The sequence below is a fragment of the Streptomyces sp. NPDC002730 genome, from assembly GCF_042888805.1.
Taxonomy (GTDB): Bacteria; Actinomycetota; Actinomycetes; order Streptomycetales; family Streptomycetaceae; genus Streptomyces.
The window spans coordinates 642,965-669,200 of the sequence record NZ_JBIAQG010000001.1 but is presented as its reverse complement, the minus strand read 5'-3'; the positions used below and the strand labels follow the sequence as shown (position 1 = coordinate 669,200).

The window sequence follows — 26,236 nt, the reverse complement described above, 5'->3', positions numbered from 1 at the left end:
GCGGACGCTAGCCAGCATCCGCTCGATTTCCGCCAAGACCGAACGACTTTCATCGAGTCGTCCGCAAGAGTTCAGCTCTGCAGCTTGGCCATCAGCGTCCGCATGTCCTCGATCATGAAGGGCCTGATGCCCGAGAGATCGGCCGGAGCGGTCTTACCGCCCGGACCGTTCGGCCCGCCGGGCGAGACGGAGAGCGTCAGCACGGCCTGGCCGTCCAGCACATGGAGGGTCGGCGCTTCGTCGCTGCCGTCCTCCAGGACGAAGTAGGCGCGCTCGCCGATCCCGTCGACCTGTTCCATGGTGACCTCGGTGTCCCCGAAGAGCATCTGCGCGGCAGTAGCCGCCTTGAACTCCGGCCCCGGGTCGGTCCTCTTGTGCAGCGTGTAGGTGAAGTAGACGCTCGGAGGCGAGTCCTCGAGGCCCCCGTCCTTCGGCGACGTCGTGGTCGACTCCACAGTGGCCCAGCAGGACGCCAGGTCGAGGGTCGTGTGCTCGCGCGCCGACGGCATCCGGGACTGCACCTTGCCAAGCACGGTGGACAGCGCCTTCAGCCCGGTTTCGGAGCAGAGGTCGCGGCTCGCCCGGTACCCGCCGACGTCCGGGTCCTGCCTCTCGTACACGTACAGGCCGCCCGCCCACACCGCTGACGCGGCCAGTACACCTCCGACCGCCCATACCCAGGCCGGGCGTGGCCGACGGGCGGAGACACCGTCGCCGGCCGCCACCGTCTCGGTCCCGGCCGCGTCCGCCTCACCCGTCCGCGGCCCGGCAAGCTCGGCCTCGCCGAACGGCTCGTCCTCCCCGACCAGTTCCGGCTCGGATATCACTCCTGTGCCTCCCCGGCCCCGGCGGACGCCGGCGCCGGGGTCAGCCCGGGGGTCGGCGTCGGCGCGGCCTCGACCGCCGCAGCGCCGTGCGGCGGGGGCGGTGAGTCCCGCAGAGCCTGCTCCCTGCCGTACGCGCGCAGATAGCCGACCACCGTGTTGGTCACCGCCACCAGCGGCACCGCCACCACGGCGCCGCCGATCCCGGCGGTCAGTCCACCGGCCGCGACCGCGAGGACGACGGCGAGCGGGTGCACACGGACCGCGCGGCCCAGGATGAAGGGCTGCAGCACATGGCCCTCGATCTGCTGTACGGCGAGGACGACGATCAGCACCATCAGCGCGGTGAACACGCCCTGGGTGACCAGTGCGACGACCACCGCGAGCGCGCCGGAGATGACCGCGCCGACGAGGGGGATGAAGGCGAACAGGAAGATGAAGACGGCCAGCGGTACGGCCATCGGGACATCGAGGAAGTAGATGCCGAGGCCGATGAAGATCGCGTCGATCAGCGCCACGATCACCGTGCCGCGCACATACGCGGTCAACGTGCGCCAGGCGCGCGGCCCTGCTCCGGCGACTCCCTCGCGCGCCTGCGCCGGGACCAGTTTGAGCACCCAGTGCCAGATGCGCTTGCCGTCGTACAGCAGGAAAAGCGTCGAGAACATCGCCAGCAGGATGCCGGTGAGTATCTCGACCATCACCGTCACACCCTGCAGGCCCGCGGAGGTGATCTCCTGGGTGTTGGTGCCGATGGTGTCGCTGAGGTTCTTGGCGACGTCGTTGATCTGCTGCTCGGTGACATGGAACGGGCTGTCGAGCAGCCAGCGCTTGAGTTCCTCGATTCCGTCCCTGACCCGGTCGGAGAGGTTGTCGAGGTTGTCCATCACCTGCCAGACCACGAACCAGCCGACCAGGCCCATGATGATGAAGCCCGCGATCGCGGTGACTGCGGTGGCGAGCCCGCGCGGCAGGCCCAGCTTCTTCAGCCGGGCCACGGTGGGCTGGAGCATCGCGGTGACGAGCAGCGCGGCCACGAAGGCGAGGACCACCAGCTGTACCGCGCTGATGATGCGCATCAACACCCAGAGCGTGCCTGCCAGTACGAGCAGCCGCCAGCCGGCCTCGGCCGCGACGCGCATGCCCCAGGGAATCGCGGCGACCGGGTCGGGCCTGGCCGCGACGGCGGGGGCGTAGGCGGGCGGCGGCGGGACGCTGTCCGGAGCGGGCCCAAGGACGACCGGCACATCGTCGTCCGCGTCCTCGCTGCGTTGCTCGTCCAGGCGCTCGCTTATCCGGGTCAGCCCGGCGCCCAGGCCGGCGAGCCATCCTGGCAGTCTCGACATGATCTTCCCTCTTCCCCCCACCACTCCCCCCCGGGAGCCCTTTCCGACCGACCGTACACGCACGGAGCCCCCCACCGTAGGACGGTGGGGGGCTCCGAAAAGTTGAGCGCCGGCAGATCCTAGTACCAGTGGTTGGCCTGCCAGAACGACCACGCGCCACAGGGGCTGTCGTAGCGGCTGTTCATGTAGTTCAGGCCCCACTTGATCTGGGTCGCCGGGTTGGTCTGCCAGTCGGCGCCGGCCGACGACATCTTCGAGCCGGGCAGCGCCTGGACCAGACCGTAGGCACCGGAGGAGGCGTTCTGCGCCTGGTAGTTCCAGCTGGACTCGTGGTCCACGATGTTGCTGAAGCACTGAAACTGGTCGGCAGGGATCATCTGCCGTGCGATCGCCTGGACCTCGGCGACGGAGTAGGAGCTCTTCGCGGAGAAGGTGGAAGCGTCCCGCACCGAGTCACGGTTGGCGCGTGCTTCCTTGGCCTCGCGATCGCGCTCGGCCTTCTCCTCAGCGGCTTCCTTCTTCGCCTCGGCGGTCTTGGCTGCCGAGATACGGGCCGCTTCCTCGGCGGACTTCTTCGCGGCCGCGTCTGCGGCAGCGGCCTGCGCGTCGGCCTGCTGCGTCAGGGACGAGACCTGAACCTGAGCCTGCTGGCCCATGGGGATGTCTGCGAGGAGCGTCGTGTCGGCGGCGGACGCCTCAAGGTTGTCGTTCGAGGGCAGGGTGTTGCCCGAGGCAACGCCCACGACGGCGCCAACGGTGGTGACCGCAGTAGCTGATGCCACTGCGAACCCCCGGACCGAGATCCGGCTCACACGGTTTCCTTCCAGCAACGCCCGCATGGGTGACCTCGCGAGCGCAATCGTGCCCCTGACGCTGGCCTCCCTACTGCTTGGGTCACGGGAGGCGCGGGCCCGGTGGGCAACCCCCTTGACGGGAGTGCCGCATGATGCTCGCGGGCGGCATACGACGGCAAGTCTTGAGTTGTGTGGTGCTGTGCACCTCTGGAGGTGCGGATGTGCCGTATGCGGGGCCTGACGGAAGCAAGACTCTGCCGGAAGCCGACACCGCAAGGCAATTCTTCGTTGCGTGTGAAAGCTCACACCCCGTTTGAGCCAGGTGTTTTACGGAAACCGGCGGACAGCACGGCGCCGCCCGGCTACGCTCTTGCGCTCTGCCGGGCGGCGCCAACTGCCTTATTCCGTATTAGATCTGGCCTTCCTCCAGCATTTCGGTCACCAGCGCGGCGATCTGCGAACGCTCGGAGCGAGTGAGGGTGACATGCGCGAAGAGCGGATGCCCCTTCAACTTCTCGACCACGGCAACGACTCCGTCGTACCGGCCGACGCGCAGATTGTCCCGCTGCGCCACGTCATGAGTCAGGACGACCCGGGAATTAGCCCCGATACGGGACAGAACGGTCAACAGGACGTTCCGCTCCAGGGACTGGGCCTCGTCGACGATGACGAACGCGTCGTGCAGCGAGCGGCCTCGGATATGGGTGAGCGGCAGGACCTCGAGCATGCCGCGTCCGAGCACCTCCTCGATCACTTCACGGCCCGCCACGGCCGAGAGTGTGTCGAAGACCGCCTGGGCCCAGGGGCTCATCTTCTCGGCCTCGGTGCCCGGCAGATAACCGAGCTCCTGCCCGCCGACCGCGTACAGCGGCCTGAAGACCATCACCTTCTGGTGCTGCCGGCGCTCCAGGACCGCCTCGAGGCCCGCGCAGAGCGCGAGCGCCGACTTGCCGGTGCCGGCCCGGCCGCCCAGCGAGACGATGCCGACGTCCGGGTCGAGGAGCAGATCGAGAGCGATGCGCTGCTCGGCGCTACGGCCGTGGATACCGAAGGCCTCCCGGTCGCCGCGCACCAGCTTCACATTGCCCTCGGCCGAGATCCGGCCCAGCGCCTTGCCGCGCTCGGACTGCAGAACGAGGCCGGTGTGGACGGGCAGTTCCGCCGCTTCGGGGACGTACAGCGTCTCCTCGCCGTACAGCAGATCCACCTGTTCGGCGGAAAGGGGCAGTTCGGCCATTCCGGTCCAGCCGGAGTCGGTGATGGCCAGCTCCGCCCGGTACTCCTCCGCCAGCAAACCGACGGACGAGGCCTTGATACGGAGAGGCAGATCCTTGGACACGACCGTGACGTCGTACCCCTCGGCCTGCAGATTGCGCGCTACCGCCAGAATCCGTGAGTCGTTGTCCCCCAATCGGAAGCCGGCCGGAAGGACGCCGGGATCGGAGTGGTTGAGCTCGACACGGAGCGTGCCGCCGAGGTCGCCCATCGGGATGGGGGCGTCGAGGCGGCCGTACCGGATACGGAAATCGTCCAGAAGGCGCAGCGCCTGGCGGGCGAAGTAACCGAGCTCCGGATGGTGCCTCTTTGCCTCCAGCTCCGTGATCACCACGATCGGGAGCACGACTTCGTGCTCGTCGAAACGGGTCAGGGCGTTCGGATCGGCCAGCAGGACGCTGGTGTCGAGAACATAGGTGCGCCTGTCGGGCATGCGGCGCTTTGTGCTGTTCACCACGGAAGGACGTACCCCCTCGAATGAGGTCGGCAGTGCGACGGCGTCGCGGGCCATGGGGTCTCCCCCGCCGAAGGCAGGGGACGGGCCGGGCTCGGCCACGATGCGCGGGCCGAACTCCGGCCCTCCGCGGTGTCCGCACCAGAAGTGCGGTCCTTCGTGTGCAAAGGGCCTCCCGGGCGAGCGGTCTCGGCCGCTCACTGAGATACGACGTTCGTGGATCGGACGTCGACCTGGAAGGGGTATTCCCTCGAACATGCGCAGCCATGCCATGGCATATGACGACGCGTGGATGAACAGAGGGTGATCCGCGCTACAGGGGACCCGAAGGGGCCTCAGCTGCCGTAGCGGCGGTGGCGCGCGGCGTAGTCGCGCAGCGCACGCAGGAAGTCGACCTTGCGGAAGGCCGGCCAGAAGACTTCACAGAAGTAGTACTCCGAGTGGGCGCTCTGCCAGAGCATGAATCCGGACAGCCGCTGCTCGCCGCTGGTACGGATGACCAGGTCGGGGTCGGGCTGGCCGCGTGTATAGAGGTGCTCCGAGATGTGCTCGACATCGACGATCTCGGCGAGCTCCTCGAAGCTCGTGCCCTTGTCGGCGTGCTCCAGAAGGAGGGAGCGGACGGCGTCGGCGATCTCCTGACGGCCGCCGTATCCCACGGCGACGTTCACGAGTATCCCGTCGATGCCGTCCGTGGCCTGCTCGGCTTCCTTCAGTACGGACTGGGTGCGGGCGGGCAGCAGATCCAGCGTGCCGACGTGGTGCACGCGCCAGCGGCCGTCCGCCGCGAGGTCGCGGACCGCGTTCTCGATGATGCCGAGGAGCGGGATCAGCTCGTTCTCGGGGCGGTCCAGGTTGTCCGTGGACAGCAGCCAGAGGGTGACGACCTCGACATCGGTCTCGGCACACCAGCCCAGCAGCTCCTGGATCTTGCTGGCGCCCGCCTTGTGCCCCTGCTCGGCCGTGCCACCGGATGCCTTGGCCCAGCGACGGTTGCCGTCGAGGATGACTCCGATGTGCTTGGGCACCTGGGCGTGGTCGAGGCGGCCTTCCACCCGGCGCGCGTAGAGCCCGTACACCAGGTCGCGCAGGTTCACTTTTCCAACCCCTCCATGCGGCAGTCCCCGAGGGCGCCACACTACTGCGCGCTGGCCACAGCGGCCCAACCCGGCCTGTCACAAGTCCGTGATAAGGAGGGATGCGTGACTGATTCCTCCTCCTACCGAGCAGCCGCGGACCGCTACGAGTCGATGGAGTACCGGCGTACCGGCCACTCCGGGCTGAAGCTTCCCGCGCTCTCTCTCGGCCTCTGGCACAACTTCGGCGACGACCGCACCCTCGACTCACAGCGCGCGATCCTGCGGCGCGCCTTCGACCTGGGTGTGACGCACTTCGACCTGGCGAACAACTACGGGCCGCCGCCCGGGTCGGCCGAGCTCAACTTCGGCAAGATCTTTGCGCAGGATTTCACCCCGTATCGGGACGAAATGGTCATTTCGACCAAGGCGGGCTATCTGATGCACCCGGGGCCCTACGGCGAGTGGGGTTCGCGGAAGTACCTGCTGTCCTCGCTCGACGCGTCCCTGAACCGGATGGGTCTGGACTACGTCGACATCTTCTACTCCCACCGCTTCGACCCGGGCACCCCGCTCGAGGAGACCATGGGCGCGCTGGCCTCCGCCGTGCAGCAGGGCAAGGCCCTGTACGTGGGTGTGTCGTCGTACAACGCGGAGCAGACCGCGGAGGCGGCCCAGCTGCTGAAGGAGATGGGTGTACCGGCTCTCATCCACCAGCCCTCGTACTCGATGATCAACCGCTGGATCGAGGCCGACGGACTGCTCGACACGCTGGAGAGCGCCGGCATGGGCTGCATCTCCTTCGTGCCGCTCGCACAGGGGCTGCTCACCGGCAAATACCTCAAGGGCATCCCGGAGGGCTCGCGGGCCACGCAGGGCAAGTCGCTGGACCCGAATCTGCTCTCCGCCGAGGTCGTACGGCGGCTGAACGGGCTGAACGACATCGCTGTCAGGCGCGGTCAGTCCCTCGCCCAACTGGCGATCGCCTGGGTGCTGCGGGACGAGCGGATGACCTCCGCACTGATCGGCGCCTCCAGTGTGAAGCAGCTCGAGGAAAACGTCGCGACGCTGGCCGGACCGACCCTGAGCGACGAGGAGTTGAAGGAGATCGACACCTTCGCGGTGGACACCGAGGGCACCAACATCTGGGCCGGGCGGAGCTGAGCCGACCCTCGGAGAAACAGCCGGAGAAATAAAACGGGCCGGTCCGTGGGGGGGGATACGGACCGGCCCGAGGGGGGGTTTCCACCATAACCCTTTGCAAGTCTGCCGAGCGCCACGCCATGCCGTAACTACGCTCCGAATCCGGCGTACGACGGGGAGGCCGTCGCGCGGGCCGGGAAAGTGGCTGGTTCCGGACCGACGCGCACACTCGGGGGCCGTCCCTCCCACGAGGGACCCCCGGTCACAGGCGTGACATTGACGGCGCGCCGGCCCAAGGGCCCGTCAGGCTGCGGGCTCCCTCGACATATTGGCGAGAATCCGCCCCATGGGAGTTCGTCACTGTGGGGGAGCTGACCTCTGGCCCGTGGACTGACTCAGGGACCGTCTCAGGGATTTGGCCGAATGCGGACAGAAACTGTCCTATATAAACCCTAGAGTCATCCGTATGACGACGCGACGCGTGACATGGACCCAGGCCAACGCCCGCCGGCTCGCACGACAGGGGCTGACCGCCCCGGCCAAGACCTCCCCCGCCGAGATCGCCGCCGCGATGCTCGGCGCGCACGCGCAGGTGCTGTCCGCCGCCGAACTGTCCGTCGCGCTGCGCCTGGAGGGCAGTGCGACGCGTGCCGACGTGCGCGAGGCGCTGTGGACGGACGGCAGCCTGGTGAAGACATACGGGCCACGCGGCACCGTCCATCTGCTGGCGGCGGCCGATCTGCCGCTGTGGACCGGCGCACTGTCCGCGATCCCGGCCGGCGCGAGCCCGATGCCCGCCGCCGTACGGATGACGGCTGAGCAGACCGAGCAGGTCGTCGCGGCCGTCGGCGACGCTCTCATCGGCGCGGAGCTGACGATCGACGAGCTGACCGAGGCGATCGTCGAGCGCACCGGGTCCTGGGCCGCGGACCCGGTGATGGAAGCCTTCCAGGGCAAGTGGCCACGCTGGCGACAGGCGATGCACACGGCCGCGCACCGCGGTGCGCTCCGTTTCGCGCCCAACCGCGGACGCAAGGCCACCTACACCAGCCCCGGCGTCACTCCGATGGACGGTCCCGCCGCGTCGGCGGAGCTCATACACCGCTATCTGTACGCGTACGGGCCCGCCACCCCGGCGCACTTCGCCAAGTGGCTGGCCGCGCCCAAGGGCTGGGCCGCAGAGGTGTTCGCCGCGTCGGCGGGCGAGGGGAGGATCGAGGAGGTGGCGTTCGAGGGCGGCCGGGCGTGGGTGGCGGCCGGCGACACCGAGTTCCCGGAAGAGCCGCCGCGGGGTGTGCGGCTGCTGCCGTACTTCGACGCGTACGCCATCGCCTCGCAACCGCGCGAGCTGCTCTTCCCCGGCCCGGCGTACGAGCGGGCGCTGGCGGGCGGGCAGGCCGGGAACTTCCCGGTGGTGCTCGTCGACGGGACCGTCGCCGGGGTGTGGCACCAGCGGCGGTCCGGGCGGCGGATCGCGGTCACGGTGGAGCCGATCGGCGACGCACTGGGCACCCTCCGCCACCGCGAGCTGGAGCAGCAGGTGGAGCGGGTCGGTGAAGTACTACAAGGACAGGCGGAGTTGACGGTCGGGAAGGTCACGGTCGGGCCGCACGCCTGAGTCGTAGCAGAGTGACGCCGTCGCGCTGGGCGATGCGCTCATAGCCGTACTTGTGCTGCGCGGCGTCGAGTTCGGCCGCCTGCTGCTCGGGCGGGTAGGGCCAGTGCCCCGAAGGGTACGGCCAGGCCTCCGGCGCCCTGCTGTCATGAATGATCCACTCGGCGGTGGGGCGGGGCAACCGCGTCCTGTCGTACTCGTACAGCCGCGCGTCGACCGGGAACGTCGGGAAGAGAACGACCTCGCAGCGTGAAGTGAGCTGCGGAACAAGGCGGTTGGAAGCGGCGACGGTCGCCCCGTCCGGGATCCTTGCGAGCAGCGAGCGGGCTGCCTCGATATGGGGTGTCGAGCGCCACGTGGCCCGCTGGGCCAGCTGGGCGAGGGGGAACGACGGCAGCATGACGAGGGTCACAGCGAGCACGGTGATCAGCGAGGCGCGGACATGGCGGGCGGCGAGCGGATGGTCCGCGCCGCGCCACTGCCGCAGCGTGTCGATGAGGCCGACGAAGACAATGGGCATCAGGACAGCGCTGTAGTGGAAGGACGTGCCCCAGTGGAAGCCGATCCGCGACAGCATCCGCCAGGTCAGGGTGGGCACGGCGAGGATCGCGAGTGGTGAGCGCAGCGCAAGCAGCGCGGACGGGGCGAAGACCAGGATCACTGTCATGGCCTTGATGTCCGGGCGCAGCGCGTCGAGCGGGACGAAGGCGATGGTGGACAGCAGCGAGCTGTGGGCGCCCTCGGTGAGATTGCCGCCGTGCGCATATTGGCCCGCCGGATTGAATGCGGGCAGCAGGAGCTTGATCTCGACGGCCGAGGCGAGCAGACCGGCCGCGGCGGTGACGACACCGAGACGGCGCGGGCCCTTCCAGGCGACGTAACAGCCGAGAGTGGCGAGCGTGAAGCCCAGGTCCTCCTTGATCAGGACGAGCGGAGCCGCCCAGGCGACGGCGGGACCCCAGCGGCGGCGGCCGAGGGCCTCCAGGGCGAAGGAGAGCAGCGGTACGGCGAGGACGACCTCATGGAAGTCGAAGGCGGCGGCTGATGCGATGCCCCAGCTCAGCCCGTAGCCGACGGCGACGACATGCGCCGAGCGGCGCCCGAGCTCCCGCAGCGCCCAGCGGGCCGGCGGTACGACAGCGAGGGCGAGCAGCGCCGACTGGGCGAGGAGCAGACAGAAGGCCGACGGCCAGAGGCGGTAGAGCGGGGCGAGGACGGCGAGCGCGGGATGGAAATGGTCGCCGAGCAGATTGAAGTGGTCGCCGCGCAGGGGGACGATCGGCGGCCGCAGTTGGGAGTAGGCGCGTACGGCCTGCTCGAAGATACCGAGGTCGTAGCCGGTGGTGCGGAGCAGCATATGACGGCGTACGGCGACGGTGGCGTAGAGCAGAAAGAGCGCCGCCGCCCAGCTCCAGGGGAGGAGGGCGGCGGGGAAACGGGCAGTGGAGCGCGGTCGGGGTTTTGGCGCGGGAGCGGGGATGAGGGACCGCAGTACGCCTCGCCGAATCACCGCATTGTCAGGGAATGTCCGCATACGCCCCGATGCTAGATGGGCATCCTGACGCCGGACGGCTTGACCGCCTCGATGAGGAAGCGCGTCGTCGTGGCGATGAAGGGCCCCTCCGACCGCATCCGCTCAGGAGTCCCAGCCGTCGGCGGAGACGGCTTCCGCCTCGGCAACGAGCTCGTCGAACGTACGCGCTGTCATGACAAGGCGTGCCCGGTGGTGCTGTCGACGTGGTCGGGGATCTCGCCGTCGTGCCGGTCGCCCGTCGACTTCGTACCGGAAGGCTCGAACATGAGGATCGAGCCGCCGGGCGACGAGGGCTTGTGCTCGATGCCCTTCGGTACGACGAAGGTGTCGCCCTTGTGGAGCTCGACGGTGGACTCGGTCCCGTCGGCGGCGCGCAGCGCGATGTCGAAACGGCCGTCCAGGACAAGGAAGAACTCGTCGGTGTCCTCATGGACGTGCCAGATGTGCTCTCCGGCGGTGTGGGCGATCCGTACGTCGTAGTCGTTCATCCGGGCCACGATGCGGGGGCTGTAGACATCGTCGAAAGTGGCGAGGGCTTCGCTGAGGTTGACCGGCTTCGCGTCAATGGAATCCATGCGAACGATTCTTGCGGGCGGAACGGGTCGTGTCTTGTACGTATGTGCGCCGACGAATGTGCGCCGACGAATGTGCGCTCCGAGGCGTTGGGTCCTCTCAGCCCGCCGCGAGGCCGCCGAGCAGCAGCCCGGCAAGCGCGCCCACGATCATGAACGGCCCGAACGGGATCGCGGTCTTACGGTTCGCGCGCCCGAGGGCCATCAGTGCGACCCCGTACAGCGAACCCAGCAGAAAACCGGCGAAGGCTCCGGTGAAGAGGACCGTCCAGCCGTACCAGCCGAGGGCGACGCCGAGCGAGAGGGCGAGTTTGACATCGCCGAAACCCATGCCGTTCGGGTGGATCAGGAAGAGCACGAAGTAGGCGGCGCCGAGGACGAGTCCGCCGAGCAACGCGGTTGGCCAGGAGCCGGCGTCGGCGGGGAGCAGCGCGGCGAGCCCGAGAAGCACGGCGGCCGCGGCGGCGAGCGGGAGAGTCAGCTGGTCGGGCAGGCGGTGGACGTTGAGGTCGACTTGGGCGAGAAGTACGGCGAAGGGCGCGAGCAGCAGCCAAACGGCCAGTTCGGGGCGGGGGCCGGTGGCGGCGGCGAGGGCCGCGCAGGAGAGAGCGGTGACAGCGGGAACCAGGACCGTCAGACGGCCGTATTCCGGCGGGGGCGGCGCGGGCGCCTCGTCGTGGGTGCCTTCCGAAGCCGCAGCAGAGGCGAGGGCCGGAGCCGTACTGGCAGGAACGGCAACGGCACACATCGCGCACCGTGCGCGCCCCAGCCAGCCGCTGGCAGGCCCGGCAATCGGATGCCCGCCGGGGCAGGTCTCACGCCACGCCTCCTCCGGCACGACGGAGAGCCGGTATGCGGCGCGCGGCACGAGCAGTCCGGTGGCTGCGCCCCACAGGGCAGCGACGGCGATCAGGGTGGCGTACACAATTCCGACCCTAAGCGACACCGGATGCCGGGTCATGGGCCCTGGGGCCCACCGCGCGAGATCCCAGGGCCCAGAGCCACACAGCAGACGCTACGGTCTACGCCATGGGGAAATGGCGAAACGGCAGCGGCAAACTGACAGTTGTGGGACGGGACGAGCACGCGATTCCAGTCCAGGTCGCGGCCTCTTACCGCGCCCGTACACGCGGGCTGCTGGGCCGGGACGGGATCGACGGCTCGCTAATGCTCACTCCGTGCGGCAGCGTGCACACCTTCCGGATGCGCTTCACGATCGATGTGGCTTACCTGGACAAGAAGTTCAACGTCATCGCGGTACGGACGATGAAGCCTGGCCGCCTCGGCCTGCCCCGGCCACGTTCCCGCCATGTGCTGGAGTCGGAAGCCGGGGCGATGGAGGAGTGGGGTGTGCGGCCGGGCGCCCAGGTCCGTATCGAGGTGTAGCGGCGTACACAGCAGCGGGCTAAGAGTGCTCGGCCATCCTCCGCCGTCCCACGACGGCCCACGCCCCCAAGCCAAGCACCAGGACGGTCCCCACGCCGATCCCTGTGATGCCGATGCCCCGCATCATGAGACTACGATTCCCCTCCCCCTGGTCGCCGAGCCCGAATCCGGCCGCATCCGCATCACCGTCGTACGCCGGGCCCGCCTGCGCCTTCCCCTCGATTCCCAGGTTCAGGATGACGGGAACTGAGTTCGGAACCTTCGGGTCAAGGCTGACCTGTACGTAGTACCAGCCCTGGAAGCACATCGCCTGCACCGCTGCCGAGCCGTCGCCCTTGCGGTTCGCGTACACGGCTGGGGCGGTCCCGAGCTCGATCGCCGCGGCGTCGCCAATGTAGTTGGCGGTCTCGTCCTCGACCGGACCGCGCGCGGGGTTGTAGAGCGCCACCCGCAGGCCATTGATGCTGACGAACCCGCTCTTCGCGGAGTTGGCGAACTGTGCGCCGACGAAGAGTTGCTGCCCCCAGGACAGCGGCACCCTGTAGAAACGGCTGTCGCCGGGGCGGAGTTCGTCGCGCCACGCGCCGTTGTCCACCCTTGCCGCATCGTTGAATCCTGTGCCGCCGACCACGGTCTTCGGCTCGCTCGTGGAGGACGGCGAGGGCGCCTGCGAGCTCCAGTATGTGGGGGCGGTCGGAGCGGGGGCATCGGCCTTGAGGCCGGGCTCCGCCATGTACTTCAGCTCGATGGGCCAGTGCTGCGCTCGGATGCTCCCCGAACCTGTCCACTCCACCGCGAAGAGATAATCTCCCGCTTGCTTGCAGTCCCGGTCGGACTCAATAGTGCGCGAGACATACCCGGCGACCGGGCGGGTGGAAACGGCCCGGAACGTGATGCTGTCATCGACACTGCAGCTCGTTCCGTCCATGGTTGCGAGTGAGATTCGGATACCGTCCAGGACATCCGTCACACTCCCCGGCGGCGGGGCGAGGACGGCCGAGAGATAGGCGTTGGATTTCACGTCCAGCGTCACCTTGTAGAACTTCTTCTCGCCCTTGGAGATCGTGTCGGTATACGTCCCCGGCTCCGCCAGCACCGGCCCGTCCGCAGACGACGCCGCTCCCTTGACCGGCTTCGCGCCGTCCGCCAGCCGATACGCGGCCACGCCCCGGGGGCCGTCCGACGCCGGGGCCGCCTGGGCCGGGCCCGGTACCAGCATCAACGCACAGAGCGCCGCACCGACTGCCGTACCGCCTCCGGTTCGCGACATCATCCCGCTCCTTCTGGTCGACGCTGCCGCCCCATTCTCACCCTCCGGGCCCGCCGTCACTGCTACGGCCACCGTTACGCTCCAGCATCCCCAGGGCGTGCTGACCGGGCGGCGTGCCACCATCAGCCGCGGTCATTGCAGAGCATGAGCAAAGATGCAGCAAGCACGCGGCAGGTACGGATCAGTGACCCCGGCCGGGGAAGCCCTCGTCCGAGCCCGTCACCGCCGCGAAGAGCACCACCGGCTCCTCCGCGTCCATCTGCCCGGCGCCGACCGCGACCCGGCGGTCGCCGACCCGCCAGACCGCCAGGTCGTCGAAGTAGCCCAGCTCGCACAGGGCCGCGAAGGCGCGGCAACTCCCGCCGCCCCGCACCTGGCGCCGGAACGGCGCCTCCGTAAGTGGGTACGCCCCCGAACGCAGACATGCGCTTCCCCCAACCGGCCCTGCGAGTAAGCGAAATGACCACTCACCCTACGACCTGGCGTTACGCGGCGTCGTGGGCCCCAGGGCCCAACTCCGGACCCACACAGCACCGGCCGTTACGGTGGCGCGCGCATGCCCCGAGGAAGAGCCCGTGGTTCGCGGGGCGGGCGGGAGCGGCACTCGGGTGTGTACTTCGGTCAGCCGACGGCCGCCGTGCGCTGATGCCGGCTCGCACCAGGACGCGGGAAGCCCACGCACCGGCGACCAGGCGGAACACACCTTCACGGTGCCGGAGGGAGAGGTAGAGATCCCGGTCCGGAATCAACTTCGTTGCGGTGGGAATCAGTTCAGTCACCGCAAGGGCGGCGGCAGTGCGTACCGGTCGAGACGGCAGACATGCAGCGCACACGCGATCGCGGTACGGACGATGCCGACGCTGCGGGACTCGCCCGGGACACTGAGACTCCGGCCAGTGCCGCCGCCGCGTCCGGCGTCGGCCGGTGCATGGTCAGGTCATTGCGCGGTCAGGGCGTTGCAGTTTACGCCCAGTCAATCTGCCAGCCCCGCTGCTCGATGGTCTCCTCCACGGCGGCCCAGTCCTCCAACCACTCACCGATGCAGTCGGTCGTCATGTCCGGATCGTCGGCGATACGGATCATGACACCGTCGGCTGCCACCCGCTCCTCGGGCGTCGTGGCGAGATCCGCCATCAGGTCGGCCCGGACATAGCGTCCCGCCTCATCACCCGCGACAAATCGCCCCACGACCCCGAACCGTGTTCGCGCATTCGCCTCGGAGACATCCCCCCGGTCGAGAACCGCAGTGACACGGAGCTCCACGGAGTCGCCCTGCGCAGCCACGGCGGCGGCGAGATAGGTGCGCCCGAGTTCCGCCGCGGCGGCACACAGCAAGGGGAGCCCCTCAACGACATCGTCATTCCTGGTGAGGACATCGGCCACATCCCGGTTCTGCGCCTCGTCCTCCCGCGCCAGGAGCCCGGCATCGCCGTGCGGGTCCACTTCGAGGACGAAGTCCCGTACGGCAGAAGAGACTTGTGTAGCACCCATCGGGTCACCCCACAGCAGGAGACCCACCCCGGTGTGCAGGACCCCGACACCGCTCTCGACAAGGGACTCAACCCCCGTAGCGTCCTCCGGCATCTCGTCCATCACGTCCCCCAGCCGGTCGTGCAGCTCCGAAGCCCTGGACAGGTCGGGCGGGCCGCTCTCCCACAGCAGCTCCAGGGCCTGGCGGCAGACCTCCAGATCCGCCGTACGCCCGGAGTGCGCCACGGCCCAGAGCACGACTCCGCACGCACGCTCGACGCAAGCGGCCGAAACGCCCTGGCCTGGGCAAACGATGCCGTATAGGCGGGGTTTCCCACGCTCTCCAACATCTTCACGCCGTTTCACGCCGTCCGGTAGCGATGCACGCCGGGCGGCCCCGGACCGCATCTGTGGCTACTTGAGTTTGGCGGCCTGGGCGGTGCTAATCGCTGCCGGGATCTCGGGGGTCTTCGCGTCCACGAGATTCGCAGTGTAGAAGGTGGCCACCGTCGTCCCCGTACGCACCACCTGGAAAACCAGCGGCACCTCCTCGCCCTTGTACGCACCACTCAGTTGGTACGCGAGTGCCTCGTCCCCGGCCTGCGGGCTCGGCAGCTTCTTCACCCCGGAGTATGTCGACGGGCTCTCCCCGCCATGAGCCGTGAACCCGTCGGCACAGTCCGCGACCGCCTTGTTCAGGCGGGCCAGCACCTGGCCCGCCTCCTGCCCCCGGTGCGCCGTGAGGAACTCGGTGACCACCGTCTGCTCACCCTTCCCGCCAACGATCTGGCGGTACACCGCAGCCGACGGGGCCGGCTCGGGCTTGCCGCCCAGCAGCGCGGTCAGCGGCAGGCACTCGGCCTTGTCCGCCGTCTCCCCCATGGGCGGCGCACCCTCCATCGGCGCCACCGCAAAACCGGCCACATCCCCCTTGGCCAGCACGAAACCCTCCAACTCCACCTTGGACAGCGTCTTCCCCGTCACCTTCGCCGCACCCGGAGTCGACGAGGCAGGTGCCGGGGTCGACGCCGTAGCCGCAGTCGGCTTGTCCTTCGGCTTCTGCGACTCGCCCGACCCGTCCGCCGTGACGGACGAGGAACCACCACACCCCCCGACCAGCGCCAGCGTCAAAGCGACCGTCGCCAACGCCACACCCCGATGCGTACGCACCGAATCCACGCGCATGTCCCAAACCTTCTCTCGGCGCAACCGATACCTCGGCCGCGCATGAACCTGCTCTTCGCAGTTGACTCCGGGCCGATCGACCTGCGGCAACGGCGAGCCAGTGACTTCCCGGTCCCGCCACACGCTTATGACGGCCAGTCCACCTGACGCTCATCCCGTTCGAAGGACTCCTCGACGCCGGCCCAGTCCTCCACCCACTCGCCGATGCAGTTGATCTCCATTTCAGGATCATCGGCGACGCGGATCATGACGCCCACGGCTTCCTCTCGCTCCTCGTCCGTCTCGGCGAGATCCACCAGCTTGTCGACCCGGATATAGCGCCCGGCGTCAGCACCCGCGACGACCCGTCCCACGACACCGTAGTGGCGTGTGGCGTCCGCATACGCCGCGATGATGTCCTCTCGGTCGGGGACTGCCGTGACCCGGAGCTCCATCGCTCCACGACCCTCCTCACCTTCTCCTTCGCGAAACGCGGCCACCGCCGTGTCCAGATAGACACGTCCGAGCTCGGCCGCCGCCATACGCAGGGACACCAGGGGCCCGGGCAGTTCGCCGCTCCAGGCAAAGACCGTCTCCACGTCATGGTTCTGCGCCTCGTCCTCCCGTGCCAGGAGATCGGCGTCGCATCGACGCCCCAGTTCAAGGGCGAATCTCCGCGCGAAGGAAGAAGGTTCAATGGCACCTTCCGGGCTTTCGTCAATGAGCATCGCCACGCCCGCGGCCAGCGCCCTGGCCCCGCTGCGAGCGGCAAGCTTGAGCCCTCCAGGTTCGTGTGCCGACTCGAATTCAGGGAGATCCATCAGCCTTTGGTGCAGCTCCGTCGCCTCGCCCAGGTCGACCGGTCCGGTCTCCCACAGTGTCTCCAGCGCCCGAAGGTAGACCTCTAGGTCCTCCTCACGCCCGGACCTCGACAGAGTCCAGAAGAGGATCCCGCTCGCGTGCTCGGCACAAGCGGCAGCGAACGCTCTGGCCTGGTCGAACGAGGCCATGAAAGCAATGCCTCGCACACTCTCCAAGATCTTCACGCCGGGATTCACTCCAACCAATCCGCCATCGACCAGCTCTTGCTGTCGGCTTACGGCCACCAGAAGGTCCGATACTTACGTGACCCACGCCCCGTGACATTACCGCTGACCACGCCATCCGATTCCTTGATCAGAGGAGCGCAGACATCGGGGCAGACTTCCCTGGAAGCTCCACCCGCGATGGGCTTGCCCCCGAGTTCGTTGACACGGAGCATGGCGTTCTGCTCCGCGTGCGTGGCCCCGTCCGAGTTGAGTCTCACCACCATGTCACCGCGCTTCTTGGCCTCGGTGAGCTGTGCCGGGGAGAGCCCCGGACCGCTGCTGGCTACCACGTTCCGCTCGACCCACTTGCCCGGCTGCCCAGGAACGGGGAAGCGTGCGCGGATTACCGCGGCCGTGTTCTTCTTGTTGGCCCACTCAACGGCCTTCTCAATCTCCTCGGGGCTCTTCCCGTCGGCCTTCGCCTTCTCGCGCACTTCGCGAAGGAACACATCCTGGTAGTCGCCTGCGTCCTGAGCTCGTTCCTCGGCGAGAGCCTTGAGCTCTGCGGGCGTGCGCTTCTTCGGCTTTCCGCAGTCGTTGTTGTGGACCAGTACGTTCTGGCTGCCTACCCCGACGTAGTAGGTGTGGACCGTGTCGACGGTCAGGTCGTGGGTGCGCTGCCTCTGCTCGTAGGGGCTGACGCCGGTAACAGCGGCGCTTCCGCCGTCCGGCAGGCGTAGCTCGTCGCCAGCGCCGATCTCACCCGCGTCGGCCCAACGACCCTCGTCGACCAGCCAGAACGGGTGTGTGTCCGTCGCCGTCAGCGTCGCCGTACGGCCGGCCACCCGCACGGTGAGCCGCGTGAAGTCCTTGTCGTCCTCGGTCGTGATCGTGTCCGTGACCCGACGGACCTGGGTCAGGCCATGCTCCGGATCGGTCGCCAATACCTGATCGCCGACCCGCACATCCTCGATGGCACGCCGCGAACCGTCCGCGAGCAGCACCGGGGTACCCGGCAGGAAGCTGTGCTTGACCGGGCAGTCGGCCGGCTTGTCGCCGTCCTTGCCGTCCTTGTCCTTGGGCTTCTTCTCGCGCTTGGGAAGCTTCTTCTTGAGGTCCTCGACCTTGCCCTTGAGCTTGTCGACCTTCTTCTTGGCCTTCCACATCCCCTTCGCACCGCCCACGACGTCCCCGCCGTGCTTGACGATGCTCTCGACGACCTTCTTGCCCTTCTTCCACTCAGTGGGCCAGCCGTACTTCTTGAGGATCTTCGCCGGAAGCGACCCGATCAACGACGTCACCACGTTGATCGCCGTCTCCGTGCACGAACTCGGATCCCCCTCCGTGAAGCACTTCACGGCATCGGTGATCCCCAACTCCTCGGCGAGAATCGCCCCGAGCTTCTTCGCGGCCTCGATCGCCCGCTTCTTCTCTTTCTCGTACTCGCCCTCGGCGTCCTGAAGTTCCTTGACAGCCTTGTCGTAGTCCTTCTCCGCCTGCGTCTTCTCCGCCGACGCCGGCTCGGCATCACCACTGCCGTCCGACTTGTCGGCACCATCGGCTTCCGTCTCTCCGCCACCGGAATCGCCGCACTCACCGCCGCCACCGATCCGGCACACCTGCGCACCGATCCGCTCGGTCAGCTCCGCACCGATCCCGGTCCCGACCAACGCACCGACGATCGCCACGACCACCAGCACCAGACCCAGATACTCCAACGCGGTCTGACCCGACTGCCCGGACTTGCGGAGTCCTAACAACCGTGCCTGCGTACGCGGATGACGCTGAAGCGCGGAGCTACGAGCGGGCCAGCGTGGTCGAAGAGGCATACGCACGACGTTAGTTAATGGGCACGAATTTCGGCATGGGTCCCCGGGCCCACGCGTGGGCCTAAATCGACGTCCCGGCTGGCAACGAATTACCGCTGGTTACACGCTAATTGATGCCCGTCAGGCGATCCGGAATCAGTCACCTCTGGATCGACCGGTCGCTAACGACGGCCGTCATGACGAGCGGAGTGTCGCCGTCACCGTGACCGACGGAGACGGCGACCTATCGGCGTTTGTAGGCGGCACCGACGTCGTCAATGGTGCTGACATCGGCCGGCTTGCCGTCTCCGAAGTCCACCGACTTGCGGCCATTCATCGGTCCCGGTGCTGATCGCGACGTCCTACCGGGCCCGTACGCGCGGCCTGCTCGGGCGCGACGGGATCGACGGCGCCCTCATGCTCACCCCGTGCGGCAGTGTGCACACGTTCCGGATGCGCTTCTCGATCGATGTGGCTTATCTGGACAAGGGGTTGAAGGTCATCACCGTACGCACGATGAAGTCGGGCCGCCTCGGCACTCCCCTTCCGTTCGCGCCACGCGGTGGAGGCGGAGGCCGGGGCGATGGAACGGTGGGGGCTGCGTCCTGGCGTACAGCTGAATATCTCCGGTTGAGCCTGGAAGCCTGCCTCGTCGGCAGCACCGAGGGGATCTGCGAGGTCTACGCGTCCGCGAGGTGGCGCTGTAGAACGTGCCGACTGTGCCGCCCATGCGTACGACATGGAACACTGGCGACACCGAGTCGCCCTCTGCGTGAGCGTCAGCTCCGAGTTCCCAGCCTTCGGCGTCCTACGACTGTCCACACACCCAGGCCCAGAACCAGCACCGTTCCCATCCCGATCCCCGTGATCCCGAGGACCCGCATCGGGACAACCCCGCTCTCCTCCCCCGTGTCACCGAGCCCGAACCCGGCCTTGTCCGCGTCGCCGTCGTACGCCGGACCCGGCTGCGCCTTCCCCTCGATCCCCAGGTTCAGGGTTACGGGGACGGGATTCGGGACCTCGCGCTCAAGGGTGACCTGCACGTAGTACCAGCCCTGAAAACGCATCGCCCGCACCGCATCTGAGCCGTTCCCGTTCCGGTTCGCGTACGCCGCCGGGGCCGTCCCGAGCTCGATCGCCGCTGGGTCGCCAATGTAGTTGTCGGTCTTGTCGTCGACCACGCCGCGCGCGGTGTTGTAGAGCGACACCCGCAGGCCGTTGATGGCGACGAACCCCTTCTTGGAGTTGGCGAACTGGGCGCCGACAAACAGTTGCTGCCCCCAGGCCACCGGCACCTTGTAGAACCGGCTGCCTCCAGGCTCGAGTTCATCCCGCCAGGCGCCCTTGTACACCGCCGCCGCGTCGTTGAATCCGCTGCCGCCGGCCACGGTCTTCGGCTCGCCCGCGGACGACGGCGACGGCGTCTCGGAACTCCACGACGTCGCGGGACCCTGCGCGGGGGCATCAGGCTTGAGGCCGGGCTCCGCCATGTACTTCAGCTCGATGGGCCAGTTCCGTGCACCGGTGCTCCCCGACCCCGTCCACTCCACCGCGTAGAGATAGTCCCCCGCCTTCTGGCAGTCGCGGCTGGGCTCGATTCGGCGCGTGACATACCCGGCGACCGGGCGGGTGGAATTGCTCTGGAACGTGATGTCCGCGTCAGGACTGCAACTCGTGCCGTCCGTGGACGCGAGCGAGACGCGGATGCCGTCCAGGACACCTGTCGCACTTCTAGGGGGCGGGGCGAGGACGGCAGAGACATAGGCGTTGGACTTCCCGTCCAGCGTCACCTTGTAGAACTTCTTCTCGCCCTGGGAGATCGTGTCGGTATACGTCCCCGGCTCAGCCAGCACCGGCCCGTCCGCAGACGACGCCGCTCCCTTGACCGGCTTCGCGCCGTCCGCCAGCCGATACGCGGCCACGCCCCGGGCCCCGTCCGACGCCGGGGCCGCCTGGGCCACCCCCGCGACCAGCATCAACACACCGAGCGCCGCCGCACCGACTGTCATACCGCCTCGGGTTCTCGACATGATCCCGCTCCTCCTGGTCGACGCTGCCGCCCCATTCTCACCATCTGGCCCGCCGTCACTGCTACGGCTCCAGTTACTCTCCCGCTTCCCACGCGGCGAGCACGGGCACGGGGGAGTGGTCAGTTCGCCGCGGCGCTGGAGGCGGCCAATCCGTAGGGCGAGGCGGACCTCATCGGCTGGACGGGCTTCGTGGTTGGCGAGCAGCCGGATCGCAGGTCTGTCGTGTCCCACCAGGGCCCGGACAGCCTGCGCACCGCAGCAGGCAGCACTAGCGCGCCTGCGCCAGGATCCCGGGCGGCACCGCCACCTCTGGCCCCCGCCGGTACGCCAGGAGCTCAGCGGCGGCTCTCCAGCACCCGGTCCAGGGTGAGCGCCAGCGTGCCACCCAGCAGCACCGCAGCGACCATCATCGAGCCGACCTCCGCGTCGAGCGCGCCCCAACCGTTGACCAGCGATATGACCAGGGCGAAGACCGGGACCGCCAGGGTCGCCGTCAGATGGCGGGGCAGGGAGTCGCGGTGCGGGTCGCGGTGGACGCGGGCGGCGGCCAGGACGCAGGCGGTCGTCGTCAGCACGTTGGGGACGTAGACGAGGGCGACCCGCCAGCCGAAGGCGTGGAGGCGGGAGTCGAAGACGCCCTGTTCCGCGTAGGTCACCACGATGCTCAGCAGGGTCAGCGCCACGAAGCCGACGGCCCAGGAACGGATCAGTGGGAAGAACCACTTGGGACGCTCCTGGAACCCCCATCCCTGCATGTGATGTGCTGGCGGCGAGGCCTGGTTGCTGCGCGTGCCGTACATCGTGCACCTCTCTCTGACTCCTCGGGATCGCACACGCTATCGCAGTCGATCGTGTTCGATCCGGCTCTCCACCCGGGTGCGAAGGGGAGCGCGAGGAGCTGCGCGAGGAGGCCCGGAAGCCGCTGGACTCGAAAGGTGAAGCAGTGAACGCACAAGGTCACAGCAGGCGACAGGGAGGGCACGTCGGACGCCGGGCAGTGCTCGGGGCCGGGGTCGTAGGTGCCGGGGCCTTTGCTGCGTGGAAGGTCTTCGGCGGGGAGGACGAGGGCATTCCGGCGCCGCCCGAGCGACAGGCGACCTGGACGTACGCGATCGTCGGGGCCGCCACCGGGGTGACTTGGCTGAGCATTTCGGGCACCTCTCTCTACGTCACCTCCAACGGCCCGCTGTCCGTGCACGCGGTGAACGCCGGGAGCGGACGCGAGCGGTGGGTGGCCGAAGTGACCGGCGGCAAGCAGGGGGAGGCGGTGCTCGGTCCTGTCACGGTCGCCGGAGGGACCGTCTATGTCGCGGCCAGGGACGGACACGTCAACGCCTTCGCGGACGACGACGGCAGCCGGCGCTGGGCGAGTGCGCCGCTGGGTGGCGGTTCTCCGGCGGCGCCCGTGGTGATCGGCTCCACGGTGTGCGTGCTGATGGAGACGGAGAAGGTGGCGGACGAGGCCGGTTCCACCCGCACCCTGGTCGAGGGCGTGCTGTGCGGGCTGGCTACGGACACGGGGCGCGTCAAGTGGCGGGCCGAGGGGAACCAGCTGCTGCTCGGGGACCGCTCCCGCGGACAGCTGATCGCGGAGACACGGGACGGCGAACGGCTCGTCGCACTCGACGCGGATTCGGGGGACGAGCGCTGGTCGTTGCCGAAGCAGGACAGCGTGGCGCTGGGGACGAAGCTGCTGTACGCGACCGGGGCGGGGAAGCTGAACGAACTGGCCGCGTACGACCTTTCCACCGGGGAGCGGCGCTGGAAGTCACCCGCGCCGCCGAAGGAGTCGGCGGAGGGCGTCGGCGCGCGGATCACCCTCTCCGCCGACGGGCGTACGGTCTATGCCTGCGAGGGCGGGACCGGGGCCGTGTACTCCTACGACGCCGCGACGGGCGACAGGCGCTGGCGCGCCACAGTCGATTCACCGGTGGCTCCCGAGGCGGCGTCGGGCGGATCCGCCGTCTTTCTGGCTACCAGTGACGGTTACCGAGGCGCGCACTCCGTCGACACCGGCTTCCACAACCCCTTCACCGACGGAGAGAAGACGCCCGGCGGCTACGTCACCGCAAGGGCCGCCTCCGACGGGAAGCAGCTGTGGCGCACGCCATCCAACAGCTGTACCTCCACACCGGCTCTGGCGGGTGATCAGTCCGTACTGGTGGCCCACACCTCGGAGTTGTGGGCCTATGACGCCCGTACGGGAGCGGCACGCTGGCGCGTGAAGGGCGAACCGGGTGCGAGTCGAGTCCCCCTGGTCGCCGGCAACAGGTTGTATGTGCTCACGGACGCGGGGGTCGACGCGGTGCAGGCGTGAGGTCTCCGTCAGGCGGAGCGGCAAGTCCCCGTACAGGGTTGCGAATTGGGCCCGTGGGCCCATGCGTCAGCGAACGTTGCTCTGTACGATTCTCGAACACCAACTGCCCCACGGGGCGCAACTCCCCCTCGCTGAGCACGCCGTACGGAAGGAACCACACGCATGGAGCACCGCGGACCGATAGACAAAGCGGCGCGGATGCGAGAACGCGGACCCCGACGGAGCGCCATGGCGATGGGCGGCGCGGCGGTCGCGATGCTGCTGCTGGCCGGCTGCGGGGGCGGAGCGGCGGACGAGGCGACCCCGGAGGGCTACGAGCGGCTGAAGACACCCCACATCACCGTGGACTTCCCCACGGAGTGGAAGGTCCAGTCCGAGTCGGAGCGGCCCGAGGCCGCCGACGGGGCGGCCGTGCTGGAGCAGAACGGACGCCAGCTCGGGAAGATCTCGGTCGTGCTCAAGTACGACGACACCCGTGACGCCAAGAAGGCGGCGGCTTCCGCCCTCGGCGACCACGAACTGCGGGCGGAGATCAAGGGGTTCAAGGACTTCACCGTCGGCGGCACTGATGACGGCCAGCGGGTCGACTACTCCTTCAAGGCCACGGGAGAGCCGACGACCCCGCCCAAGGGTGAGCTGGTCAACGGAATCGACGTGGTGGGCACGGACAAGAGCGGCGAGACCTTTCTCGTACGGATCAACGCCGCCGCATCCGCTCTGAGCTCCGACGAGCTGGAGAAGGTCGCCAAGAGCGTCCAGGTCGTCGATTCCGAGTAGGACCGGCGCCACGGCCGGATTTCCGGACCGTGGCGTTTCGTGCGTCGCGGGCCCATGAACCGATCCGGGCACACCCATGACACTTCGTCCTCGACAACTCCTGTCCATTGTTCTTGGAGTTGCGGGCGACAGCCTCGTAATCCACGCGAGGCGTTCATCCATTCTTGCGGAACATCAGCACCCTGCGGAAGCCCGCGGGGGAGGGGGCGGGGGAAATGGAACCCTTCGAAGGGTCGATATCAAATTCGCGCAGGCTGTCAACCGATGCCGGGCAAGGCGCCATTGACTACGTAGGTGTCGTCATCGTGGTCGCCGCGCTCATCGGGGGCGTGGCGGCCGCCGGTGTAGGCGGCGACATCGCTGGGCGCATTAGCGCCCAGATATGCAGGTTGACCGGCGGATCGAACTGCGACATCCGCACCATGGCCCAGGGCGATGAGGCCGAGGACAGGGACAAGAGTTACCGGCCCGTCCTGTGCAACACAAAGAACGAGCAGAGCGACTCAGGGCAGGAGGTCAAGGTCGCCGTCGTCAAACTGGGCAGCAAGTTCACCATGAAGCGGGAAGAGTTCACGGACACTTCGGACAAGCTCCCGGACGGCTCGAAGGGCACCGGAAAGCGGATCATGGTCACTGTCCAGGAGGGCGGTGAGGCCGGCCTTGAAACCGGAGGCAAGGCGAAGTTCGGGAATAACAAGGCGAAGGTCCTCGAACTCGGCGCCGGGGTGGAGGTGAAGGACGGTGACACCTGGGTCTTCTCCGACCCGAAGAAGGCCGATGAGTTCCAGAAGAAGGTCAAGGACCTTCAGGACTCCCCCCCGAAGGAAGTCGGCAAGGGGCTCCTGCGGGTCGTCGGTATCGATCTCGACAAGGACGAGCGGAAGAACTTCAGCAAGGAATACAAAGACAACCACATCAGCACGGAAGAGACAAAGGTCAAGGGAAAAGTAGAGCTCGGGCTCGAAGGCGAGACCAAGAACAGCGCCTATGGGATCTCGGGAGCCGTCGACGCGAGCGGAATGAAGCGCACCGTGATAAACAACTGGCTGCGCCCACCGGTCATCTCCACCACCCGCGACTTCGAGGTCAGCGCCAAGGGGAAGACCTCGTGGGGTGCGAAGGAGGTTCCTGCCAAGTTCAAGGGGGAGGCCGGCGCCGGGTTCAACGGCGCCATCACCGTCACGCGTTACTCCGAAGGCCCGAACAAGGGGAAGCTGGCCCGGATCGACGTCGTCAAGACCGTCACCAAGGAGGGCAGCGCCGCCACCAACGTCGAAGGGGAAAAGGAAGGCAAGGGCAAGGGCAAGCGCGGCTCGGGCAAGGGCAAGCACCGGAAGGGCGCCAAGGGCACCGCCAAGGGCGGGAACAAAAACGGTCTCAAGGACGTGGAGACCACCACCACGACCCTCGCCTTCCCCCCGGAGACAGAGATCGAACCCTGGCAGCGCGAGCAGCGTGACATGGTGGAAAAAGCCATCGGCGAAGGCAACAACAACATCGTCGGCAGCTCCGAGGGCAAGCCGAACGTGGACGGCCGGACCCTGACGGGAATGATGACCGATACGCCTCCCGCGGAGTCGCCCGACAAGCCGGGAACGCCACTCACCGCGAGCAAGGACCCGTACGCCCGTCTCCTCCACGACGCCGCCATCAGCACCAAGACGACCCACACGGTGGATGCCAACAGCAAGGAAGGCGGCTTCGAGTTGAAGGCCGGCCTCTCGCTCGGGTACACGACGAAACACGACACGGAGAGCGCGGAGCTCGAGAAGGCCGAGTACCTCGGAGCCCCGACGGGCAAGAACGGGGCCCGGTCCTTCAAGCCCATCGAGGCATGCAGCTAGATCGGGCAGGCGGGCCGGTTCCCTCCCGGCCCGCCCCTCTCTCCCCCCACCACCGGACATGTGGGCTCGTATCCGGCGGTTCATCCAGCCATCGTGCGGGAGAGCACACCGGCCGAGGACGGTGGCGAGGAGTGGAACGACGCGGTGGAGGCGGCGGAGGGGCATCTGGCTGATCTTGCACGTGAGTTGGACCGCCAGTGGGGTTCTCACGCACCTGTGCGTCACGTCGGAGCACGACAACATCGAGCTGCGCGTCCTACCTGTTGAGGCCGGAGCATTCCCCGGCGCGGGGCACGCCATCCTCAATGACAGCCGCGAGGCCCTGCAGAACCTGATGCGCGACATCAAGGCCGGCAAGGCCGACCACCTGCTCTGAACGGCAACCGCACACGCGAAGGGCCCGGCCCCGCGATCAAGTCGCGGGCCGGGCCACCTGCGTGAGCGGCAGCCCTGGGCCTGTTGAGAACGGCCGGTTCCTCCGCGCAGCCGAGGTCCAGCCGCCTCTCGGC

The 26,236-nt window shown here is 68.1% G+C and carries 23 protein-coding genes and 1 pseudogene; 8 read left to right on the top strand and 16 right to left on the bottom strand.

The window, feature by feature from the left end:
• Positions 1-71: 71 nt before the first annotated feature.
• The 5 genes from ACFYXH_RS03365 to ACFYXH_RS03345 form a co-directional block, all read right to left on the bottom strand.
• Positions 72-827, bottom strand: a complete 756-nt coding sequence (locus ACFYXH_RS03365) for a hypothetical protein (protein WP_389560188.1) — start codon at positions 825-827, stop codon at positions 72-74.
• Entirely contained in the window at positions 824-2,170 is a 1,347-nt protein-coding gene (locus ACFYXH_RS03360) for an AI-2E family transporter (protein WP_389560184.1), read from the bottom strand. The genes ACFYXH_RS03365 and ACFYXH_RS03360 overlap by 4 nt, the downstream gene beginning before the upstream one ends.
• 119 nt (positions 2,171-2,289) lie before the next feature.
• Positions 2,290-2,982 carry a transglycosylase SLT domain-containing protein gene (locus ACFYXH_RS03355; protein ID WP_389560183.1) on the bottom strand — a complete coding sequence of 231 codons (693 nt, stop codon included), beginning with the start codon at positions 2,980-2,982 and terminating at the stop codon, positions 2,290-2,292.
• Positions 2,983-3,373: 391 nt separating this feature from the next.
• Positions 3,374-4,696 (bottom strand): PhoH family protein, encoded by a 1,323-nt coding sequence (locus ACFYXH_RS03350; RefSeq protein ID WP_327328479.1) that lies wholly within the window; start codon positions 4,694-4,696, stop codon positions 3,374-3,376.
• A 332-nt stretch (positions 4,697-5,028) separates the two neighbouring features.
• Positions 5,029-5,790, bottom strand: coding sequence for an isoprenyl transferase (locus tag ACFYXH_RS03345; protein WP_389560181.1), 762 nt, complete (start codon positions 5,788-5,790; stop codon positions 5,029-5,031).
• A 105-nt stretch (positions 5,791-5,895) separates the two neighbouring features.
• Here ACFYXH_RS03345 and mgrA point away from each other — a divergent pair, with 105 nt between their 5' ends.
• Both mgrA and ACFYXH_RS03335 read left to right on the top strand, forming a co-directional pair.
• Entirely contained in the window at positions 5,896-6,933 is a 1,038-nt protein-coding gene (gene mgrA, locus ACFYXH_RS03340; RefSeq protein WP_389560179.1) for an L-glyceraldehyde 3-phosphate reductase, read from the top strand.
• 445 nt (positions 6,934-7,378) lie between these two features.
• Entirely contained in the window at positions 7,379-8,530 is a 1,152-nt protein-coding gene (locus ACFYXH_RS03335) for a winged helix DNA-binding domain-containing protein (RefSeq protein WP_389560177.1), read from the top strand.
• On the opposite strand, the gene ACFYXH_RS03330 is transcribed toward ACFYXH_RS03335, so the two are convergent.
• From ACFYXH_RS03330 to ACFYXH_RS03320, 3 genes are all read right to left on the bottom strand, one after another.
• The gene (locus ACFYXH_RS03330; protein ID WP_389560175.1) at positions 8,508-10,061 is read right to left on the bottom strand and encodes a DUF2079 domain-containing protein; all 1,554 of its coding nucleotides are present in this window, start codon (positions 10,059-10,061) and stop codon (positions 8,508-8,510) included. The two genes, ACFYXH_RS03335 and ACFYXH_RS03330, sit on opposite strands and share 23 nt — an antisense overlap.
• 170 nt (positions 10,062-10,231) lie before the next feature.
• Positions 10,232-10,636 carry a cupin domain-containing protein gene (locus ACFYXH_RS03325; RefSeq protein ID WP_389560173.1) on the bottom strand — a complete coding sequence of 135 codons (405 nt, stop codon included), beginning with the start codon at positions 10,634-10,636 and terminating at the stop codon, positions 10,232-10,234.
• Positions 10,637-10,733: 97 nt separating this feature from the next.
• The gene (locus tag ACFYXH_RS03320; protein ID WP_389560171.1) at positions 10,734-11,558 is read right to left on the bottom strand and encodes a prepilin peptidase; all 825 of its coding nucleotides are present in this window, start codon (positions 11,556-11,558) and stop codon (positions 10,734-10,736) included.
• A 104-nt stretch (positions 11,559-11,662) separates the two neighbouring features.
• On the opposite strand from ACFYXH_RS03320, the gene ACFYXH_RS03315 reads away from it, so the two are divergent.
• A complete protein-coding gene (locus ACFYXH_RS03315) occupies positions 11,663-12,019 on the top strand; it encodes a DUF192 domain-containing protein (RefSeq protein WP_389560169.1) in 357 nt (118 codons plus the stop codon).
• A 19-nt stretch (positions 12,020-12,038) separates the two neighbouring features.
• Here the strand turns inward: ACFYXH_RS03315 and ACFYXH_RS03310 are convergent, their stop codons facing one another.
• The 6 genes from ACFYXH_RS03310 to ACFYXH_RS03285 form a co-directional block, all read right to left on the bottom strand.
• Complete coding sequence (locus ACFYXH_RS03310; RefSeq protein WP_389560167.1) at positions 12,039-13,289, bottom strand: hypothetical protein; 1,251 nt, start codon at positions 13,287-13,289, stop codon at positions 12,039-12,041.
• A 181-nt stretch (positions 13,290-13,470) separates the two neighbouring features.
• A complete protein-coding gene (locus tag ACFYXH_RS03305) occupies positions 13,471-13,662 on the bottom strand; it encodes a hypothetical protein (RefSeq protein ID WP_389560165.1) in 192 nt (63 codons plus the stop codon).
• 590 nt (positions 13,663-14,252) lie between these two features.
• On the bottom strand, positions 14,253-15,017 hold the full coding sequence (locus ACFYXH_RS03300) for a hypothetical protein (protein ID WP_389560163.1): 765 nt from the start codon (positions 15,015-15,017) through the stop codon (positions 14,253-14,255).
• 156 nt (positions 15,018-15,173) lie between these two features.
• Entirely contained in the window at positions 15,174-15,944 is a 771-nt protein-coding gene (locus ACFYXH_RS03295; protein WP_389560162.1) for a hypothetical protein, read from the bottom strand.
• 125 nt (positions 15,945-16,069) lie between these two features.
• Complete coding sequence (locus ACFYXH_RS03290) at positions 16,070-16,951, bottom strand: hypothetical protein (protein ID WP_389560160.1); 882 nt, start codon at positions 16,949-16,951, stop codon at positions 16,070-16,072.
• A gap of 68 nt (positions 16,952-17,019) precedes the next feature.
• Positions 17,020-18,711, bottom strand: a complete 1,692-nt coding sequence (locus ACFYXH_RS03285; RefSeq protein ID WP_389560159.1) for a polymorphic toxin-type HINT domain-containing protein — start codon at positions 18,709-18,711, stop codon at positions 17,020-17,022.
• 393 nt (positions 18,712-19,104) lie between these two features.
• Between ACFYXH_RS03285 and ACFYXH_RS03280 the strand changes: the two are divergent.
• Positions 19,105-19,393, top strand: a pseudogene (locus ACFYXH_RS03280) (DUF192 domain-containing protein).
• Between the two features lie 145 nt (positions 19,394-19,538).
• Here ACFYXH_RS03280 and ACFYXH_RS03275 read toward each other — a convergent pair.
• Both ACFYXH_RS03275 and ACFYXH_RS03270 read right to left on the bottom strand, forming a co-directional pair.
• Entirely contained in the window at positions 19,539-20,789 is a 1,251-nt protein-coding gene (locus tag ACFYXH_RS03275) for a hypothetical protein (protein WP_389560158.1), read from the bottom strand.
• Between the two features lie 335 nt (positions 20,790-21,124).
• The gene (locus ACFYXH_RS03270) at positions 21,125-21,589 is read right to left on the bottom strand and encodes a hypothetical protein (RefSeq protein WP_389560156.1); all 465 of its coding nucleotides are present in this window, start codon (positions 21,587-21,589) and stop codon (positions 21,125-21,127) included.
• 143 nt (positions 21,590-21,732) lie between these two features.
• On the opposite strand from ACFYXH_RS03270, the gene ACFYXH_RS03265 reads away from it, so the two are divergent.
• From ACFYXH_RS03265 to ACFYXH_RS03250, 4 genes are all read left to right on the top strand, one after another.
• Complete coding sequence (locus ACFYXH_RS03265; RefSeq protein WP_389560155.1) at positions 21,733-23,106, top strand: PQQ-binding-like beta-propeller repeat protein; 1,374 nt, start codon at positions 21,733-21,735, stop codon at positions 23,104-23,106.
• 162 nt (positions 23,107-23,268) lie between these two features.
• A complete protein-coding gene (locus ACFYXH_RS03260) occupies positions 23,269-23,883 on the top strand; it encodes a hypothetical protein (RefSeq protein WP_389560153.1) in 615 nt (204 codons plus the stop codon).
• Positions 23,884-24,188: 305 nt separating this feature from the next.
• A complete protein-coding gene (locus tag ACFYXH_RS03255) occupies positions 24,189-25,727 on the top strand; it encodes a hypothetical protein (RefSeq protein ID WP_389560151.1) in 1,539 nt (512 codons plus the stop codon).
• A 181-nt stretch (positions 25,728-25,908) separates the two neighbouring features.
• Complete coding sequence (locus ACFYXH_RS03250; RefSeq protein WP_389560150.1) at positions 25,909-26,103, top strand: hypothetical protein; 195 nt, start codon at positions 25,909-25,911, stop codon at positions 26,101-26,103.
• The last annotated feature ends 133 nt before the right edge of the window (positions 26,104-26,236 follow it).

Bases quoted from the DNA above. Each gene is read 5' to 3' on its own strand.
- ACFYXH_RS03360 (WP_389560184.1), bottom strand. From the start codon at position 2,170: ATGTCGAGACTGCCAGGATGGCTCGCCGGCCTGGGCGCCGGGCTGACC.
- ACFYXH_RS03335 (WP_389560177.1), top strand. From the start codon at position 7,379: ATGACGACGCGACGCGTGACATGGACCCAGGCCAACGCCCGCCGGCTC.
- ACFYXH_RS03330 (WP_389560175.1), bottom strand. From the start codon at position 10,061: ATGCGGACATTCCCTGACAATGCGGTGATTCGGCGAGGCGTACTGCGG.
- ACFYXH_RS03325 (WP_389560173.1), bottom strand. From the start codon at position 10,636: ATGGATTCCATTGACGCGAAGCCGGTCAACCTCAGCGAAGCCCTCGCC.
- ACFYXH_RS03315 (WP_389560169.1), top strand. From the start codon at position 11,663: ATGGGGAAATGGCGAAACGGCAGCGGCAAACTGACAGTTGTGGGACGG.
- ACFYXH_RS03310 (WP_389560167.1), bottom strand. From the start codon at position 13,289: ATGTCGCGAACCGGAGGCGGTACGGCAGTCGGTGCGGCGCTCTGTGCG.
- ACFYXH_RS03295 (WP_389560162.1), bottom strand. From the start codon at position 15,944: ATGCGCGTGGATTCGGTGCGTACGCATCGGGGTGTGGCGTTGGCGACG.
- ACFYXH_RS03275 (WP_389560158.1), bottom strand. From the start codon at position 20,789: ATGTCGAGAACCCGAGGCGGTATGACAGTCGGTGCGGCGGCGCTCGGT.
- ACFYXH_RS03270 (WP_389560156.1), bottom strand. From the start codon at position 21,589: ATGTACGGCACGCGCAGCAACCAGGCCTCGCCGCCAGCACATCACATG.
- ACFYXH_RS03260 (WP_389560153.1), top strand. From the start codon at position 23,269: ATGGAGCACCGCGGACCGATAGACAAAGCGGCGCGGATGCGAGAACGC.